The sequence below is a fragment of the Mesorhizobium sp. M0678 genome, assembly GCF_040320505.1.
Classification (GTDB): domain Bacteria; phylum Pseudomonadota; class Alphaproteobacteria; order Rhizobiales; family Rhizobiaceae; genus Mesorhizobium.
Genome location: NZ_JAMYPT010000002.1, coordinates 359,635 through 377,701, shown reverse-complemented (window position 1 = coordinate 377,701; position 18,067 = coordinate 359,635). Strand labels below are relative to the sequence as shown.

The 18,067-nt window shown below is 64.0% G+C and carries 15 protein-coding genes and 1 pseudogene; 4 read left to right on the top strand and 12 right to left on the bottom strand.

The window, feature by feature from the left end; genetic code table 11:
• Position 1: 1 nt before the first annotated feature.
• A complete protein-coding gene (locus NKI29_RS05225; protein ID WP_352577830.1) occupies positions 2–1,438 on the bottom strand; it encodes an aldehyde dehydrogenase family protein in 1,437 nt (478 codons plus the stop codon).
• A 177-nt stretch (positions 1,439–1,615) separates the two neighbouring features.
• Between NKI29_RS05225 and NKI29_RS05220 the strand changes: the two genes are divergently transcribed.
• Positions 1,616–2,647: a hydroxyacid dehydrogenase gene (locus NKI29_RS05220; RefSeq protein WP_352568353.1), complete on the top strand. Its 1,032-nt coding sequence runs from the start codon at positions 1,616–1,618 to the stop codon at positions 2,645–2,647.
• Positions 2,648–2,672: 25 nt separating this feature from the next.
• Here NKI29_RS05220 and NKI29_RS05215 read toward each other — a convergent pair whose 3' ends face one another.
• The 9 genes from NKI29_RS05215 to NKI29_RS05175 all read right to left on the bottom strand — a co-directional run bounded on the left by NKI29_RS05215 (position 2,673) and on the right by NKI29_RS05175 (position 14,018).
• Positions 2,673–3,158 (bottom strand): hypothetical protein, encoded by a 486-nt coding sequence (locus tag NKI29_RS05215; RefSeq protein ID WP_352577820.1) that lies wholly within the window; start codon positions 3,156–3,158, stop codon positions 2,673–2,675.
• 102 nt (positions 3,159–3,260) lie between these two features.
• Positions 3,261–6,092 carry a nitrate reductase gene (locus NKI29_RS05210; RefSeq protein WP_352795624.1) on the bottom strand — a complete coding sequence of 944 codons (2,832 nt, stop codon included), beginning with the start codon at positions 6,090–6,092 and terminating at the stop codon, positions 3,261–3,263.
• Positions 6,093–6,095: 3 nt separating this feature from the next.
• Complete coding sequence (gene nirD, locus NKI29_RS05205; protein ID WP_023676297.1) at positions 6,096–6,425, bottom strand: nitrite reductase small subunit NirD; 330 nt, start codon at positions 6,423–6,425, stop codon at positions 6,096–6,098.
• Between the two features lie 65 nt (positions 6,426–6,490).
• Complete coding sequence (nirB, locus tag NKI29_RS05200) at positions 6,491–8,941, bottom strand: nitrite reductase large subunit NirB (protein WP_023676296.1); 2,451 nt, start codon at positions 8,939–8,941, stop codon at positions 6,491–6,493.
• Positions 8,942–8,960: 19 nt separating this feature from the next.
• Entirely contained in the window at positions 8,961–10,262 is a 1,302-nt protein-coding gene (locus tag NKI29_RS05195; RefSeq protein ID WP_352568357.1) for an MFS transporter, read from the bottom strand.
• A gap of 58 nt (positions 10,263–10,320) precedes the next feature.
• Positions 10,321–10,659, bottom strand: coding sequence for a hypothetical protein (locus NKI29_RS05190; protein WP_352568359.1), 339 nt, complete (start codon positions 10,657–10,659; stop codon positions 10,321–10,323).
• Positions 10,660–10,911: 252 nt separating this feature from the next.
• The gene (locus tag NKI29_RS05185) at positions 10,912–11,709 is read right to left on the bottom strand and encodes an ABC transporter ATP-binding protein (RefSeq protein ID WP_352577823.1); all 798 of its coding nucleotides are present in this window, start codon (positions 11,707–11,709) and stop codon (positions 10,912–10,914) included.
• A gap of 11 nt (positions 11,710–11,720) precedes the next feature.
• Positions 11,721–12,617, bottom strand: a complete 897-nt coding sequence (gene ntrB, locus NKI29_RS05180; protein ID WP_352577824.1) for a nitrate ABC transporter permease — start codon at positions 12,615–12,617, stop codon at positions 11,721–11,723.
• Positions 12,618–12,701: 84 nt separating this feature from the next.
• Positions 12,702–14,018: a CmpA/NrtA family ABC transporter substrate-binding protein gene (locus NKI29_RS05175; protein WP_352795622.1), complete on the bottom strand. Its 1,317-nt coding sequence runs from the start codon at positions 14,016–14,018 to the stop codon at positions 12,702–12,704.
• Here NKI29_RS05175 and NKI29_RS05170 point away from each other — a divergent pair.
• The gene (locus NKI29_RS05170) at positions 14,005–14,133 is read left to right on the top strand and encodes a hypothetical protein (protein WP_352448433.1); all 129 of its coding nucleotides are present in this window, start codon (positions 14,005–14,007) and stop codon (positions 14,131–14,133) included. The genes NKI29_RS05175 and NKI29_RS05170 overlap by 14 nt on opposite strands.
• Before the next feature lie 243 nt (positions 14,134–14,376).
• On the opposite strand, the gene NKI29_RS05165 is transcribed toward NKI29_RS05170, so the two are convergent.
• Both NKI29_RS05165 and NKI29_RS05160 read right to left on the bottom strand, forming a co-directional pair.
• Positions 14,377–15,615, bottom strand: a complete 1,239-nt coding sequence (locus NKI29_RS05165) for a CmpA/NrtA family ABC transporter substrate-binding protein (RefSeq protein WP_352577826.1) — start codon at positions 15,613–15,615, stop codon at positions 14,377–14,379.
• Positions 15,616–15,617: 2 nt separating this feature from the next.
• The gene (locus tag NKI29_RS05160; RefSeq protein WP_352568364.1) at positions 15,618–16,217 is read right to left on the bottom strand and encodes an ANTAR domain-containing response regulator; all 600 of its coding nucleotides are present in this window, start codon (positions 16,215–16,217) and stop codon (positions 15,618–15,620) included.
• Positions 16,218–16,344: 127 nt separating this feature from the next.
• On the opposite strand from NKI29_RS05160, the pseudogene NKI29_RS05155 reads away from it, so the two are divergent.
• Both NKI29_RS05155 and NKI29_RS05150 read left to right on the top strand, forming a co-directional pair.
• Positions 16,345–16,701, top strand: a pseudogene (locus tag NKI29_RS05155) (ABC transporter permease subunit); the annotation flags it as partial.
• Between the two features lie 242 nt (positions 16,702–16,943).
• Positions 16,944–18,038 carry a branched-chain amino acid ABC transporter substrate-binding protein gene (locus NKI29_RS05150; RefSeq protein ID WP_352448431.1) on the top strand — a complete coding sequence of 365 codons (1,095 nt, stop codon included), beginning with the start codon at positions 16,944–16,946 and terminating at the stop codon, positions 18,036–18,038.
• Positions 18,039–18,067 lie beyond the last annotated feature (29 nt).

Below are 18,067 nucleotides of genomic sequence, written 5' to 3'. Positions count from 1 at the left end.
CTTAGCCGGCAAACGTGTAAGCGGTCTTCACCATGGTGTAGAACTCTGCGGCATAGCGGCCCTGCTCGCGCGGGCCGTAGCTCGATCCCTTGCGCCCGCCGAAAGGCACGTGGAAGTCGACGCCGGCCGTCGGCAGGTTGACCATGACCATGCCGGCTTCCGAATTGCGCTTGAAGTGCGTGGCATGCTTGAGGCTCGAGGTGCAGATGCCGGACGTCAGCCCGAACGGCGTGTCGTTGGCCACCGCCAGCGCCTCGTCATAATCCTTGACGCGGATGACGTTGGCGACCGGGCCGAAAATCTCCTCGCGCGAGATGCGCATGGCGTTGGTGGTTTCGGTGAACAGCGCAGGCTGCAAATAGAAGCCGCGGGTTTCGCGATCGAGCCGCTCGCCGCCGAAGGCGAGATCGGCACCTTCCTGACGTCCGATGGCGATATAGTCCTCGTCCTGTTTGAGCTGGCTCTGGTCGACAACCGGCCCGATCTGCGTCTTGGCATCGAGAGCGTCGCCGACGACCAACTTGGCCATGCGGTCCTTGAGCGCCTCGACGAAGCGGTCGTGGATGCCGTCCGTCACCACTAGGCGGGACGACGCCGTGCAGCGCTGGCCGGTCGAGAAGTAGGCACCGTTGATTGCGCATTCGACGGCGACGGCAAGGTCGGCATCGTCGAGCACGACAAGCGGGTTCTTGCCGCCCATTTCGAGCTGGAACTTGCGCATGTGCTCGACGCTGGCGGCGGCGACGCGCTTGCCGGTGCCGACCGAGCCGGTGAAGGTGATGGCGTTGAGGTCGGGGCTATCGAGCATCGCCTGGCCGACCACCGAACCTTTGCCCATGACCAGGTTGAGCACGCCCTTGGGCAGGCCGGCGCGGTGCAGGATGTCGACAATAGTCCAGGCGCTCTCCGGAACGAGTTCCGCCGGCTTGAAGACGATGGTGTTGCCGTAGGCCAGCGCCGGAGCGATTTTCCAAGCCGGGATGGCGATCGGGAAATTCCATGGCGTGATGATGCCGACGACACCGACCGCTTCGCGGGTGATCTCGACGCCGACGCCGGGCCGCGCGCTCGGCACCAGCTCGCCCGACAGGCGCAGCGTCTCGCCGGCGAAGAAGTCGAATATCTGGGCGGCCCGCACAGTCTCGCCGATGCCCTCGACCAGCGTCTTGCCTTCCTCGCGCGCCAACGCCTGGCCGATTTCATCTTTCCGCGCGGTGATCTCGTCCGACGTCTTCCTCAGCACCGCATGGCGTGCCAGCAGGCCCGATCGGGACCATGCCGGAAATGCCGCTTTCGCCGCCGCGATGGCCTGCCGGGCGTGCTCCGCGCCCCCCGATGCATATTCGCCGACCACGTCGTCGAGATTGGACGGGTTGATGTTGCGGGAGCCGGCATCGCCTACCCACTCGCCATCGATGAGGTTCTTTCGAAACGGGATCATGTTGCTGTCTTCCTTGTCGTCCTTCGATCGCCGTCTATCTGGACCACCGACCGACGCACCGCAAGGCCGAAGAAGGCAAACTTCTCCTTCTCGACAGGCATGTGATAGGTGTCGGGGGCGGGAAAAGACGATTCTGGTGTGATGCGACGCGGATCGCACGGGAGGTAAAGTATCATGTCCGACAGCGCCTTGCCGCTGGTGATCAGCGCACCCGAACCGCGCACGCTCGACCTGATCTTCACGCCGGCTGCGCTGGCGAAATTTCGATCGAAATACCGCATCGTCGAAACATCGCCCGAAGATGTCGCAGCCTTGCCGGCTGATGTGCTTGCCGAAACCCGCTACATCGTCGGCCAGCCGCCGATCACGCCGGAGACGCTGGAGAAAATGAAGGCGCTGCGCTGCGTCTTCAATGTCGAGAGCAACCTTATCGACAACATGCCGTACGAGGCGCTGTTTTCGCGCGGCATCCATGTCGTCACCACCGGGCTGGTGTTTGCCGAGCCGGTGGCCGAGCTCGGCCTTGCCATGGCGCTCAACCTCGCCCGCGGCATCGTCGACGCCGATCTCGCTTTCCGTCACGGCAAGGAGCTGTGGGGCGGCGACGGCAACCGGACGGCGCGGCTTCTTTCCGGCGCGGATGTCGGCATTATCGGCTTCGGCGATCTTGGCCGTGCGCTCAACCGGCTGCTGTCAGGCTTTCGCACGCGGACAAAAGTCTTCGACCCGTGGCTGCCGCCGTCGATCCTTATCGAAAACGGCGTCGAGCCGGCCTCTCTCGACGACGTTCTGTCGAACAGCGATTTCATCTTCGTCGTCGCTTCGGTGACCAGCGAAAACCAGGGTTTCCTTGGTGCCGAGGCGTTTGCCAGGATGCGCAAGGGAGCCGCTTTCATCCTGCTCAGCCGAGCCGGCGTGGTCGATTTCCCGGCACTGATGGACGCCGTCCGCAGCGGCCATATCGTCGCCGCCAGCGATGTTTTTCCTGAGGAGCCTCTGGCCCAGGATCACCCGGTCCGTACATTGCCGGGGTTCCTGCGCTCCGCCCACCGGGCCGGCGCGCTTGACATCGCCTTCAAGCGGATGGGCGACATGGTGCTGGAAGACATGGACCTGATCGACCGCGGCCTGCCGCCGATGCGTTCGAAGCGGGCCGAGCGTGAGACCGTTTCGCGAATGCGTTCGAAGCCGGTCGACAAGAATTAAGCCGCCTGCCGACGGTCGCACATGCTCAGACGGTGAAGGACCAAAACAGGCAGGCCAGTGTCGCTGCGGCGAAGACGACGAAGAACAGGCTTCTCAACAAGATGTTGCGGCGCAGCTCGTTGATGAACGGATGGCACCCGACGACGGCTGCGACAAACAGGAAGCGCCAGTTCAGCAGTGCGGAGAGCACATCGCGCTGACCGAAAGCAAATCTCGCGGCGAGACATCCAACGATGAGCGCAAACAACACGATGACCGTCCAGAAGATCGCATCGGCGGCATGTGTCAGGACGATGCCAGCGAGCCTGATCGGCAGAACCATCATCAGCAGTGCGCTGAAAAAATAGATCGCCGCGAGCGGAATGAACGTCCCCGCATCGGCGACGTCGCTCAAGCGCTTGGCGCCGATCGCGCCATAGGGATAGCCATGCCTGGCCACCGCCAGGCTGAGCGCCATCAGCAAGGCCGTCAGCACGGCGGCAAGCGCGAATGAGGTCAGGGCTTTGCTCATGGGGCTCCCGTTCCGAGCGAATCGAAGTCAGAACGTTGGTAGCCCATGGTTTGTAAATTGCTAGTAAGCTCATGCAGCGGCGCGGCAGAGTTCCTCCGCGCATCACTCCGCAGCTTGCAGACGCCGCCCGTCGATAATGGTCTTGATCTCGGCGCGGCAAGAGCCGCAATTGGTGCCGGCGTGAAGGACGGCGCCGATTGCCGCGACGCTGGTACAGCCGCCGCGTACCGCTTCCGCGATCTGGTTGGCACCGACCCCGAAACAGGCGCAGACGATGGCACCGCGGTCGACGCTGTTGCCGCCCGGCCGCCCGGCGACAATCGCCAACCGCGCCTGCCGATCGGCATGGTCAGCACCAAGTTGTTCGACCGCCCAGCCGCGCGACACCGCCACCGGGGTAGGCGCCAGATAGAGCGAGCCGACCAGCCGACTGCCCGCGAAACGGGCGAAGCGATGGTGCCCGCCGGCGATGTCGTGATAGGCGAGCGTCTCGCCTTCGAGGCCGAACAGCGAGGCGGCAAACCCGGTCCAGTCGCGGCTGTCCTGCAGCGCAATTTCGAGGCGCCAGCCGGCGGGGCAGCGGGCGAGGCTCCAATAATCGGCGTCGATCGAGGCGGGCCGTTCGGCAAGCACCGCGAAACCGAAGGCTGCGGCAGCGAAGCGTTCGAGGCGGGCGGCAACGTTCTTCGAGGCCGGCTGACCTGAAATCGCATCGGTCGTCGGCGGGACCAGTGCATCGACACGCGCGCGGGCGGAGATCTGATCGGTCCAGTGCATCGGAACGAATACAGAGCCTTGGCGTTGGCGCACCGTCACCAGCGCGCGGACCAGCACCTCGCCATGGCCAGTCGAGACGCGCACGATGTCGGCATCGCCGATACCATAGTGCTGCGCATCCGCCGGGTGGATTTCGACGAACGGTTCGGCCATGTGCTGCGACAGGCGCGGGCTCTTGCCGGTCCGCGTCATGGTGTGCCAATGGTCGCGGACGCGCCCGGTGTTGAGGACGAGCGGGTAGTCCGGGTTGGTGCGGGTTTGTGCGGCTGGGCGGATGGCAATGAAGCGCGCCTTGCCGTCGGGCGTGTAGAAATTGCCGTTGGCGAAGAAGCGGGTGCTGGCTGAGCTATGTCCAGCCTGAACACCCCCCTCTGGCCTGCCGGCCATCTCCCCCTCAAGGGGGGAGATTGGCGGCTTTGCCGGCACCGCCTTTTCAGCAATGGCAACGATTGGCGAAACCGGTGGCGACATCCAATCTCTCCCCTTGAGGGGGAGATGGCCGGCAGGCCAGAGGGGGGTGCCTTGGCTCGGCGCTGGCCATTGGAATGGCGCCAACTCCTCATACGTCCGTGCATCAATCCCGGCGTACGCGCCTATATCAAAATCGCGAACGCCATCATTCTCGAAGCCCGACAGCGCCGCGTGCTCGGCGAAGATGTCGGCCGGCGACACATGCGAAAAAGCCTCGCCGAAGCCCATCCGCTTGGCGACTTCAGCGATGATCCACCAATCTGGCCTTGCCTCGCCGGGCCTGGCCAAAAAAGCCCGCTGGCGCGAGATGCGGCGCTCCGAATTGGTGACGGTGCCATCCTTTTCGCCCCATGCGGTGGCCGGCAGCCGGACATGGGCGTGGCGGACCGTGTCGGTCTCGCCCAGCACGTCCGAGACCACAACAAACGGGCAGGCCCTGATCGCCGCCTCGACGGCATCGGCGTCCGGCATCGAATCGACCGGGTTGGTGGCCATGATCCACAGCGCCTTGATGCGTCCGTCGGCCACCGCTTGGAACATCTCGACCGCTTTCAGGCCGGGTTTTTCGGCGACGGTTGGGGCATTCCAGAAGCGCTGCACGCGTTCGCGGTGCTCGGGGTTTTCGATCTCCATGTGGGCGGCCAGCATGTTGGCCATGCCGCCGACCTCACGGCCGCCCATGGCGTTGGGCTGGCCGGTCACCGAGAACGGCCCGGCGCCGGGCTTGCCTATGCGGCCGGTGGCTAGATGGCAGTTGATGATGGCGTTGACCTTGTCGGTGCCCGAAGACGACTGGTTCACGCCCTGGCTGTAGACGGTCACCGTCTTCGCCGTCGCGGCAAACAGGCTGTAGAAGCGGGCCAGTTCGTCCTCACTGAGACCCGTGGCAGCCGCGATGCCGGCAAGATCGAGCGCCGAGGCGGCGAAAAGCGCTTGCCCGAAGCCGGTCGTGTGCGCCGTGATATAGGTGCGGTCCAGCGCGTTGTGCTGGCCGAGATAGGCGAGCAGCCCGGTGAACAAAGCGACGTCGCCATCGGGCGCGATCGCCAGATGCATGTCGGCGATGTCTGAGGTCATCGTGCGGCGAGGGTCGATCAGCACCACCTTCATCTCGGGCCGCTTTTCCCGGGCAGCGGCAATGCGCTGGTAGAGTACCGGATGGCACCAGGCGAGATTGGAGCCGACCAGCACGATCAGGTCGGCAAGTTCCAGATCCTCGTAATTTCCCGGAACGGTGTCCGAGCCAAAGGCGCGGCGGTGGCCGGCGACCGACGAGGCCATGCACAGGCGCGAATTGGTGTCGATATTGGCCGAGCCGATAAAGCCTTTCATCAGCTTGTTGGCGACGTAATAGTCCTCGGTCAGCAACTGGCCGGAAACATAAAAGGCGACCGAACCGGGGCCGTGTTCGGCAATGGTTTGCGAGAAGGTCGAAGCGACAAGGTCGAGCGCTTCGTCCCAGTCGGTGCGGCGACCGCGGATCTCCGGGTATAGCAACCTGCCGTCGAGGTCGATGGTCTCAGCCAGCGCCGAGCCTTTGGAGCAGAGCCGGCCGAAATTCGCCGGGTGGTCCGGGTCGCCACGAACGGTTATTTCACCGTCCGCGGCGACCTTCGCCAGCACGCCGCAACCCACCCCGCAATAGGGGCAGGTGGTCCTCACCTCGCGCGCTTCATCAATCTGCATGGTTCACGCCGCGCGGCTGGCCAGCGCTTCAAGCGCAATGAACAGCCGCTCGCCGTCGATCCGCACCGCAATGGTGCGCACCGCGCCCTCGTCCGCGCCGAGCGCCTTGCCTGTCTCCAGCGAGATCACCCAATTGTGCAAGGGACAGGTCACCGCCGTGCCATGGACGATGCCCTGGCTGAGCGGCCCACCTTTGTGCGGGCAATGGTCGTCGATGGCGAAGACTTGATCGTCGGCCGTGCGGAAGACGGCGATCTTGCCTTCGGGCGTGGCGACGCAGCGCGCGCCGCGACGCGGAATGTCCGAGAGCGTGCCTATCGATACCCAGTTCATGTGGCTATTCCTCTTTTGCGCGTGTTCTTGTCCGAAAACGCATTCCACTTTTCGGGAACACGCGCCTACTCCGCCGCCTGGGCAAAGCCGACCGAAGCCATCGGCCGGAATTCATGCTTGTCCTTGCCGGAAGCACGTTCCGACCATGGGTCGACCTGGGCGAATTTCTGCGAAAAGACGAAGCGGTCGAAATAGGCTTTGCGCTTCTCGCCATCGTCCATGATCTGACGCTTGATCTCAGCTATGCCGACGCGCTTGGCCCATTTGTAGATACGCTCGAGATAGCGGCCCTGCTCGCGATACATCTGCGTCAACGCCACGATATGCTCCAGCGCCTCGTCCTCGGTCTTGACCAGGCCGAGCACTTCGGTGCCCTTGATGTCGAGACCGGCGGCGCCGGCGAAATGGATCTCGTAGCCGCTATCGACGCAGATCACGCCGACATCCTTGCAGGTCGCCTCGGCACAGTTTCGCGGGCAGCCCGACACCGCCATCTTGACCTTGGCCGGGGTCCACGAGCCCCACATGAATTTTTCGATACGGATGCCCAAGCCGGTCGAATCCTGCGTGCCGAAGCGGCACCAGTCCGAGCCGACGCAGGTCTTCACCGTGCGCAGTCCCTTGGCGTAGGCGTGGCCGGAGACGAAGCCAGCCTGGCCGAGATCGGCCCATACCGCCGGCAGGTCTTCCTTGCGGATGCCGAGCATGTCGATGCGCTGGCCGCCGGTGACCTTGACCATCGGGATCTCGAACTTGTCGACGACGTCGGCGATCGCGCGCAATTCGGCGGCGTTGGTGACGCCACCCCACATGCGCGGCACTACCGAATAGGTGCCGTCCTTTTGGATGTTGGCGTGGACGCGCTCGTTGATGAAGCGCGACTGGTAATCGTCGGCGTATTCGTCGGGCCAGTCGCAGACGAGATAATAGTTGAGCGCCGGCCGGCATTTGGCGCAGCCGCAGGAGGTCTTCCACTCCAGTTCCTGCATGACGGCGGGAATGGTCTTCAAGCCCTTGGCCTTGATCAGCCGGCGGACCTCGTCATGGCCAAGCGCGGTGCAGCTGCACATCGGCTGGACCGCCGCGGGGTTGTATTTGTCGCCGATGGTCAGCACCATCAGCTTTTCGACCAGCCCGGTGCAGGAGCCGCAGGACGCCGACGCCTTGGTGTGGGCGCGCACGTCGTCGAGCGAGGTCAAGCCCCTGGCCGTGATCGCGCCGGTGATCTTTCCCTTGCATACGCCGTTGCAACCGCAGATTTCCGCATCATCCGGCAAGGCTGCAACGGCCGCCATAGGGTCCAGTGGGGCGCCTCCCTGGTAGGACTGGCCGAAGATGAGCGTATCGCGCATCTCGGATATGTCGGTCTGCTTCTTCTTGAGGTCGTTGAACCAGGCGCCGTCCGCCGTCTCGCCATAGAGCACGGTGCCGATGATGCGGTCGTCCTTGAGTACCAGGCGCTTGTAGACGCCGGCCGCGGCATCGCGCAGCACGATCTCCTGGCGGTCATCGCCCTCGGCGAAGTCGCCGAGCGAGAACAGCTCGATGCCGGTGACCTTGAGCTTGGTCGGCGTGTCCATGTGGACGAAAGCCGCCGCCTCATTGCCGGCCAGATGGCTGGCGGCGACGCGCGCCATCTCGTAAAGCGGCGCGACCAGCCCGTAGACCTGGCCGTTGACCTCGGCGCATTCGCCGATTGCGTAGATATCGGGATCGTTGCTGCGCATGCCGGCGTCGACGACGATGCCGCGATTGACCGCAATGCCGGCTTCCTTCGCCAGCGCCGCATTCGGCCTGATGCCCACCGCCATGACGACGAGCGTTGCGGGAATGACTGTGCCGTCGGCAAGCTCCACCCGCTCCACCTTGCCGTTGCCGGTGATCGCCTGGGTGTTGGCCTTGGTGATGACCTTGATGCCGCGCTGCTCGACGGCGCGCTGCAGGAGATATCCGGCGGCCGGATCGAGCTGACGCTCCATCAGCGTCGGCATGACGTGCAGCACGGTGACGTCCATCCCTTGCGCGTTCAGACCCGCAGCCGCTTCCAGGCCGAGCAGGCCGCCGCCGATGACCACCGCCTTGGCCCGCGACTGGGCGGCAAGCATCATCGCCCGGACGTCATCGAGATCGCGATACGTGAGCACGCCGGGCAGATCATGGCCTGGCACCGGAATGATAAACGGCACCGAGCCGGTGGCGATGACGAGCTTGTCGTAGGGCTCGGTCACGCCATGATCGGAGGTGACGGTCTTTGCCTGCCGGTCGATGGCGACGATCTTGTGCCCCTTGTAGAGGGTGATGCCGTGCTTGATGTACCAGCCGTCGCCATGGATGATGATCTCCTCATAGGCCTTTTCGCCCGACAGAACCGGCGAGAGCATGATGCGGTCGTAGTTCACGCGCGGCTCGGCGTTGAAGATGGTGACCTGGTAGCGCCCAGGCGCCTTTTCCAGGAGGTGCTCCAGCATGCGCCCGGGGGCCATGCCGTTGCCAATGATAACGAGTTTCTCGGTCATGTCCTGATCCACTCCGGTCTCACTCAGCCGCGTAGGAAAGGCCTGAAGCTTCGTCAGACGCCGTGCGCTCCATCCGCCGGATGGAAGAATGCATCCAGGCAAAGCAGGTGGCGACGATGACGAAGAGCAGCATGAAGCAGCTCGACCAGACGCCGGTGAGGTCGTTGAGCACGCCGAAGGCGATTGGCAGGATAAAGCCGCCGAGCCCGCCAATCATGCCGACAACGCCGCCGACCGCGCCGACACTCTGCGGATAGTAAGCCGGGATGTGCTTGTAGACGGCGGCCTTGCCGAGGCTCATGAAGAAGCCGAGCACACAGGCAACGGCTATGAAGGCCAGCGGGCCGATCTCGAAATGGAAGGCGATCGGCCCGCTGATACCGCGCACGACGTAGTCTGCCGAGGGGAGAGACAGAACGAGAGTCGCGACGGCACTGACAGCGAAGGTGCAGTAGAGCACGGTCCGGGCGCCGATCCGGTCGGAAAGCACGCCGCCATAGGCGCGGAAAATACTTGCCGGAATTGAATAGGCCGCCCCGATCATGCCGGCGGTCGCAAGCCCGAAGCCGTAGACGCCGATCAGGTAGCGGGGCAGCCACAGCGAGAGCGCCACGAATGCACCGAAGGCGAAGAAATAATAGAAGGCGAAGCGCCAGACCTGCAGGTTCTTGAGCGGCGCGAATTCCTGCAAGAAGCTTCTCGCGGGCGCTGCCTTGCCGGCGCGGCGCTCGCGGATGACTGGATCGTCGCCGGTCGTGAACCAGAAGACGGCGGCCATGACGACGAGTGCTGCCGCCCAGATCAGCGCGACCGACTGCCAGCCCCAGGAGAGAAGCACGAACGGTGCCAGGAACTTGGTGACCGCGGCGCCGACATTGCCGACACCGAAAATGCCAAGCGCCGTACCCTGCTTGCCGGCCGGGAAGAAGCGCGAGACATAGGCGACACCGACGGCGAAGGAACCGCCGGCGAGCCCAACGCCTAGTGCGGCGACCAGCATCTGCCCGTAGGTGTGCGCAAAAGCGAGCAGAAAGGTCGCGACCGCCGCCGCAAGCATGGTCGCGGTGTATACCAGCCGTCCGCCAAAACGGTCGGTCCAGACACCGAGCACCATACGCACGAGCGAGCCGGTGAGGATCGGCGTGCCGACGAGCAGGCCGAACTCCGTCTCGTTCAGCCCCAGCTCCTGCTTTATGCGCACGCCGATGATTGAAAAGATCGTCCACACCGCGAAGCAGACGGTGAAGGCGATGGTGGACATGGCAAGCGCCTGCCGGGGAGCGCTGTCCTGGCTGGGCGCGGCTGGGAGATTTGCGGTCATTTTCTGGCTCCGGTTTGCGGCGTGGGAGGCACCGCCCTTGTCTGTTCGTTCGCGACTGTCAGCGGCGCAGCATCGGCGAACTGGTTGAAACCGACCTTTGCGCGGTCACTTCGAGACCCTTGCCGTCAGTCTTGGCGCCGGCGGGAAAGAGGAGGAGCGCGGCGGTGAACAGCGCCGCCGTCAGCGCGCTGACGGCCAGAAAATCGCGGCGCGTGAAGTCCGCGAGGGAAGCGCCAGTTCCAATCCGTTTCGTCATCGTCGTCTCCGGTTGGGCGCCGCTTGGGACCAGCGCCGTCGATTGCGTCAAAACAAAAAAGCCGCCGGCCAGGTCTTCGCGTCCGGGGTTCCGGGAGCGCGTGTGGACCTGAGCGGCAGCTTTGCCTGTGGCGCCCGCCATTGGACGCCGTTTCACTTGGCCCTTGCGGACCCTACATTTTGGAAAGCAGGAAGCGTGCCAATTCGACAGCGCTCTTAATTATCGAATGAAATCAATATGAACCGCAGCCGCGCGACTTTTGACCAAGCTCGGCAGCGGATCAAAGATTAGTCAAAATGCCTTGCACAGCAGCATAATATTTGTGCAATGCGGTAGATTGCCCATTGCCGATGCAGATTGCCAATGATGATGACGAGTTTTCCCGTTATGGCCTTACTCCGCGGCTTCGACGAAGCGGTGGCGTTCGTAGAGGAATTTCAGCACCGCCTCGCGGCAGCGCAGGAAGGTGCGGTCGGAGGAAAGCTCGATGCGCCGGCGCGGCCGGGCCAGCGGCACGGCAAGAACCTCGCCGATGGTGGCCGCCGGGCCGTTGGTCATCATGACGATGCGGTCGGACAACAGCACCGCCTCGTCGACATCATGGGTGATCATGATCGTCGTCGAGCCGAGCCTCGAATGGATATCCATCACCGCGTCCTGCAGATGCGCGCGCGTCAGCGCGTCGAGCGCCCCGAACGGCTCGTCGAGCAGCAGGATCTTCGGCTCCATGGCCAGCGCCCGGGCGATGCCGACGCGCTGCTTCATGCCGCCCGAAATCTCGGCCGGACGTTTGTCCTTGGCATGCGCCATCTGAACGAGATCGAGATTGCGGATGATCCATTCATGCCGCTCGGCCCGGCTCTTGCTCCGGCCAAAGACCTTCGTGACTGCCAAATTGATGTTTTCGTAGACGGTGAGCCATGGCAGCAGGCTGTGGTTCTGGAACACCACGGCGCGTTCCGGGCCGGGACTATCGACCTCCTTGTCATCCAACAGAACCGCGCCGGCCGAGACCTTGGTCAGGCCGGCGATCAGGTTGAGCAAGGTCGACTTGCCGCAGCCGGAATGGCCGATGATCGAGACGAATTCGCCTTTGTCGATGGTCAGCCGGATGTCCTTCAGCACGTCGCTGACCTGGCTGCCGCGGGCGAAGGATTTGTCGATATGGTCGAGTTTCAGATAGGCCGTCATCGTCCCTCTCCTCACTTTGCCGTTGTGCCGCGGGTGACGAAGGCGCCGACCGCCGCGACCAGGCGGTCGAGGCAGAAACCGGTGACGCCGATATAGGCGAGCGCGACAATGATGTCGGGCAGCCGCGACGAGTTCCAGGCATCCCAGATGAAGAAGCCGATGCCGACGCCGCCGGTCAGCATTTCGGCGGCGACGATGGCCAGCCACGACAGGCCGATGCCGATGCGCAGGCCGGTGAAGATGTAAGGTGCCGCGGCCGGCACCATGATCTTCACGAAGAATTCGAGCTGGTTGAGCCTGAGGATGCGGGAGACGTTGCGATAGTCCTCTGGAATGTTACGGACGCCGACGGCGGTGTTGATGATCACCGGCCAGATCGAGGTGATGAAGATGACGAAGATCGCCGACGGGCTGGAATCGCGGAACGCCGCCAGCGACAGCGGCAGCCAGGCGAGCGGCGGTACCGTGCGCAGGATCTGGAACACCGGATCGAGACCGCGCATCGCCCAGATCGACTGGCCAACCAGCGCGCCGAGCGCGACGCCGACGACAGCCGCAAGGCCAAAGCCGATGGCGACGCGCTGCAGCGAGATCAGCACCCGCCAGGCGAGTCCAATGTCCTGCGGGCCATTGTTGAAGAACGGATGGGCGATCAGGTCATAGGCCTCGTTCCAAACCTGGCTTGGCGGTGGCAGGCTGGCTGTGGGCGACGAACAGGCGACCTGCCAGACGACGAGCATAATGGTGATGACGATGACCGGCGGCACCAGCGTGCTGGCCAGCTTGCCTGCGATCGCGGCCGGGTCGAAGCGGCGCCGCGCCCTGGCGGTGAAGGCGATGATTTCGGCGGGCTTGGCAGGCGCGGGGAACGGCTTCACCTTGCGGTCCTCGATGGCTTGGATAGACATTTCTCGAACGTTCCTTTGGCATTTGGCGACAAGCGGCGCCGTTGCGCTTGTGGCGACAAACGGCGCGAGCGCCGTTTGCACCGTTCAGGCCGATGCCTTGATCTTCAGGCTGTCGAGATAGGCGGACGGGTTCTCCGGATCGAAGACCTTGCCGTCGAAGAAGGTCTCGACGCCGCGCGATGAAGACGCCGGGATATCGGCCGCGGCGACACCAAGATCCTTGGCCGCTTCTCGCCACAGATCCTCGCGATTGACCTGGGCGACCAGCGCCTTGATGTCGGTGGTCGGCGCGAACTTGCCCCAGCGGATGTTTTCGGCGAGGAACCAGCTGTCGTGGCTCTTGAAGGGATAGGACACGCCGCCCTGCCAGAACTTCATGTAGAGATCGGTGCCGTTGGCGACGCGGCCATTGCCGTAATTGATGTCGCCCTTGAGGCGGCCGATGATGTCGGCAGTCGGCACGTTCATCCATTGCCGCTTGCCGATGATGGCGGCCATCTCGTCCTTGTTTTCCTTGGCTTCGCACCATTGCTGGGCTTCCATGACGGCCATCAGGATCGCCTTGGTGGAGTTCGGGTACTTGTCGATGAAGGCGGCGCGCAGGCCGAGCGCCTTTTCCGGATGGCCCTTCCACAGTTCGCCGGTGGTGGCGGCGGTGAAGCCGACGCCCTGGTGGACGAGCTGCTCGTTCCACGGCTCGCCGACACAGAACACGTCCATGTTGCCGACCTTCATGTTGGCGACCATCTGCGGCGGCGGCACGACGATGGTCGAGACGTCCTTGTCGGGATCGATGCCGCCGGCAGCCAGCCAGTAGCGCAGCCAAAGATCGTGCGTGCCGCCCGGGAAGGTCATGGCGGCCTTCACCTCCTTGCCTGCGGCCTTTTTCGCAGCGAAGGCGTCCTTCAGCTTGGAGGCGTCGAGGCCGACACCGGTGCCGGCATATTCCTGGGCGACAGAAATGCCCTGGCAGTCGTAGTTGAGCCGGGCCACGATCGCCATCGGCAGCGGCTGCTTGTTTTGAGTCACCTTGCCGGTGTGCATCAGATAAGGCATCGGCGTCAGGATATGGGCGCCGTCAATGCCGTTGGCTTCGCCGCCGAGCACCAGATTATCGCGCGTCGCCCCCCAGGAGGCCTGCTTGAGCACCTCGACGTCGGGCATGCCGAATTTCTTGAACAGGCCTTTCTCCTTGGCAATCATCAGCGGCGCCGCATCGGTCAGCGCTATGAAGCCGAGCTTGGCGCCGGTGACTTCCGGCGCGGCGGGCGCCGCATAGGCGCCGGAGGGCAGCAGCGCACGCGCCGCGGCCAGCGTTGCCGCGGTGGCCGCGCTGATCCTCAGGAAATCGCGGCGGCTGATCGCCGTTTGGGCGGAATGGCTATTGGTGCTTTTCGTCATCGTCATCTCCGGTTGGGCGCGGCTTGGGATCGGCGCCGTCGATTGCGTGTTCGACCAAAACAAAAAAGCCGCCGGCCAGGCCGCGCGCGTCCGTCCATCCGGGATCGCGTGTTGACCTGAGCGGCAGCGTTGCCTGTAGCGCCCGCCATTGGACGCCTATTCCGTGACCCGAGAAGAGTCTGCCTATTGCAACGCAGGAACCGTGCCAGTTTCGGAATGGATGACAAACATCAACGAGATCAACGACATGCCAAAATCGTCGGCGCGCCGGCCCGCTGGGCGAGCAAGCCAAAGATTGTTCATTAGCGCAGTTGCACGCACATTTTTTGTGCAGCGCACAAGAATGCCGCCGAAATGATCAGACTTCGGCGCGCGCCAATTTCTGGCCGGCAATGTAGGCGTCGATCTCGTCGGGATCGAAGATCTGGCCATCGAAGAAACCATCGGGACCGAGCACCAGGCTTGCCCCCGCCGAACCGACCGGAGTCGCGGCCTTCAGCGCGCCCTCGACCTTGGCATTGGCACCGGGAAGCGCTACGCCAAGCGGCTTCAACGCCGAGCGGTAGAGATCGGGGCGGTAGCAGTCGCGGGCAATAGCGAGGTTTTCCGGCGTGTGCGCGACATGCCCCCAGCGCACCATCTGCGTGTAGAACCACAGCGCATGGCTCTTCCACGGGAAGTTCGCCGCCTTGTTGAAGGGCAGAAAGAAGTCGCCGACACTCAGTTCGGCGCCGCCGCCGAGCGCCAGATGCCCGCTGAGGATCGGCATCTGCAGCGCCGGCGCAAGCCCGAGGAAGGCCGGCTGCGCCATAAGGGCCGCGAGTTCGTCACGGTTTGCCGGATCCTGGCACCAGCGCGCCGCGTGATGAAGCGCACGCAGCAGGGCTGAAAGCGCGTCCGGCTCTCTTTCCGCCCATGCCTTGCGCACGCCGACGACTTTCTCGGGGCTGGTCTTCCAGATGGCCGCCTTGACCGTGGCGATATGGCCGGTGCCCGCGACGACCGAGGCGCTGTTCCAGGGTTCGCCGACGCAGTAGCCGTCGATCCTGCCGGCGGCGAGTGCGTCGGCCATGAAGGGGGGCGGCACGATGACGATCTCGATTTCACGCGACGGGTCGATGCCACAGGCGGCGAGCCAGTAGCGCAATTCGTAATTGTGCCCGGAGTGCGGATGGACGACGGCGAAGCGAAGCGGATCGCCGCCGCCATTCGCCCGCTCACGAATCAGCGCTCCCAACGCCTTGCCGGCCCGCGCCGGATCGAGATCGGGTTGGGCGCCGTGCGCGGCCATGCCGGCCCAGACCGCGTTCGAAACCGTCACGCAATTGCCGCCGAGGCCGAGCGAAAACGGCACGACGGTATCGGAGGCGAGCGGCGTCAGCCCCAGATTGCAGGCGATCGGCATCGGCCCCAGCATGTGCGCCAGATCGAAATGGCCGATGGCGATGCGGTCGCGGATGTTGGCCCAGGATGTTTCCCGGTTGAGCGTCAGGTCGATGCCTTCACGCAGGGCGAAGCCGATTTCCTTCGCCGCGACAAGGACAGCGCTGTCGAAGAGCGGCATGAAGCCAGCATTGATCCGGTGCTCGGCCGCCATTCTCAACTCTCCTCGGGATCCAGCAGGCCTGCCGCCGTTACCAGGCTCTGGGCGATCTCGGCGATCTTGCGGTTCTGGTTCATGGCGGTCTTGCGCAGCAGCGTATACGCCGCGTCCTCCGACAGGCCGCGCGACTTCATCAGGATGCCCTTTGCGCGATCGATCACCTTGCGGCTTTCCAATTCGCTGCGGGCTTCTTCCAGTTCGCGCGCCATGCGCGAAAACGCATTGAAGCGGCTGATTGCCATGTCGAGGATCGGCTTGACCCGCTCCTGACGCAGGCCGTCGACGACATAGGCCGACACTCCGGCTTCCACCGCTGCTTCGATCGAAGCCTGATCCGAGCGGTCGACGAACATGGCGATCGGCCGCTTCACCAAGCGCGACAGCTGGAACATGTTTTCGAGCATGTCGCGATTGGGATTTTCGAGATCGATGACGATCACGTCGGGTTCGATCTCGGCTATCCGCCGCGCTATGCCGGCGACGTCATGGATGACCGTGACCTGCTGATGCCCGGCCTCCCGCAATCCCGCTTCGATTATCGAAGCGCGGATGTGGTTCTCATCGATCACCAGGACAGTGAGGGATTTGCGGATCATGCCGCATTTTGCGCAGGCGAGACGATTGTGCAATGCGGCATCGCGAGATTCACGGAAACAAAGCCGGCGTCCAGGCGCCGCCTGAGGAATTGGACGCGACGGCCAGCGTCGCGGCGGTGGTGCTGGGGCGGTCGGCGACAACGAACGGGCAACGCGCCTGTCCGGCGTACGCTGCTGGCAGGTGATCACCGCGCTCTACGTTATCTCGAGCGTGCTCGTCGGCACTGCACTACATCGGCCTGATCAAGGCCGTCGCTCGCCGACCCGCTGGTGCTGCCTTGGGTGGCCGCCGCCGTCGTCGGCGGCACCTCGATCTTCGGCGGCCGCGGCGGCTGCACCGGCACAATCAACGGCGCTGATCCCTACCGCGCTGACGACGCTGCTGACGATTTTGCAGATGCCGGAAGGGGCGTGGTGGATATTGTTTGGGTTAATCGTGCTGTTTGTGACGGCGGCCTATTTGCGGATTGTGGAGGAGAGATAGGGGGAAGCTGAGGCGGGGGCTGCTTTGACCCAATCACGACGCTCACTCCGGTCAGTGGTAACGTCCGGATTTGGCGCGCGATTCCGACCTCAGCGAACGAAGTTATGACACGCCATTCCAGTGTATGCTTGCTTCGCCAAATTGGGTGTGCGCTGCAATAGCAGCCCGAGACAGTCGCGCTTGCCGAAGGGGCTGTCGGCTTTGACGGGATTGGCGTAAGCTACAGTTAAGGGGGTGCACACATGCACCGCATCATCGCCATAGCGATCTTAGTTCTCGCGGCCGTGTTCAGCTCCGCGCGGGCGGAGGTGCTGATCGGCGTCTCGGCTGCGATGACGGGACGGCTCGCCTGGATCGGCGAGCAGGGACAGCGCGGCGCGGAGATGGCAGTGGCCGACGTCAACACGGCGGGCGGCGTGCTCGGCCAGAAGGTGAGGCTCATCTCGGTCGACGACTTCTGCGATCCCGAGCAAGCTGTGGCGGCCGCCAAGAAGCTGGTGGCTGACGGGGTCGTGCTCGTCGTCGGGCATTATTGCTCCGGGGCCTCGATCCCCGCATCAAAAGTGTACGAGGAGGCAGGCGTCGTTGAGATATCCCCAGGCTCGACCAATCCGCAGCTGACCGAACAGGGCCGTGCCAATGTCTTTCGCACCATTGGCCGCGACGACGCGCAAGGTTTCATCGCCGGCAACTACCTTGCCGATCGCTGGGGCAACAAGAAGATTGCGATCCTCCACGACAATTCGACCTATGGGAAGGGTCTCGCCGACGAGACCAGGAAGCAGCTGAACAAGCGGGGCGTGACTGAGGCCGTTTACGACGCATACATTCCCGGGAAGGACGACTATTCGGCCGAGGTCGCTACGTTGCAGACCGCCGGCGTCTCCGCCTTATATGTGGGTGGGTATCATGCCGAGGTTGCGCTGATTGCTCGCGCTGCACACGACAGTGGCTACACGGTTCAGCTCATATCCGGAGATGCTTTGGCGACCGAGGAATTTGCCCTGATCGCCGGCCCCGCGGCGGAGGGGACCCTCTTCACGTTCCCGGCGGACCCGAGGCGAAGCCCCGAAGCGGCCGCGGTCGTTGAGCAGTTCCGTGCGGAGAATTTCGAACCCGCGGGCTACACGCTGTTGAGCTACTGCGCGGTCCAGGTTTGGGCCCAGGCAGTCTCGAAGGCAGGTTCGCTGGAGCAGAAGGCCATCATTGCGGCACTGCACGAACAGGAATTCGACACCGTCATCGGCCGGGTCGATTTCGACGACAAGGGCGACCTCACGAAGCAGAGTTGGGTTTGGTACGTCTGGCGCGGCGGAGAGTACGTGCCGGTTGAATAGGGTTCGCTGATCGCCGGCGTGCCGGCTGA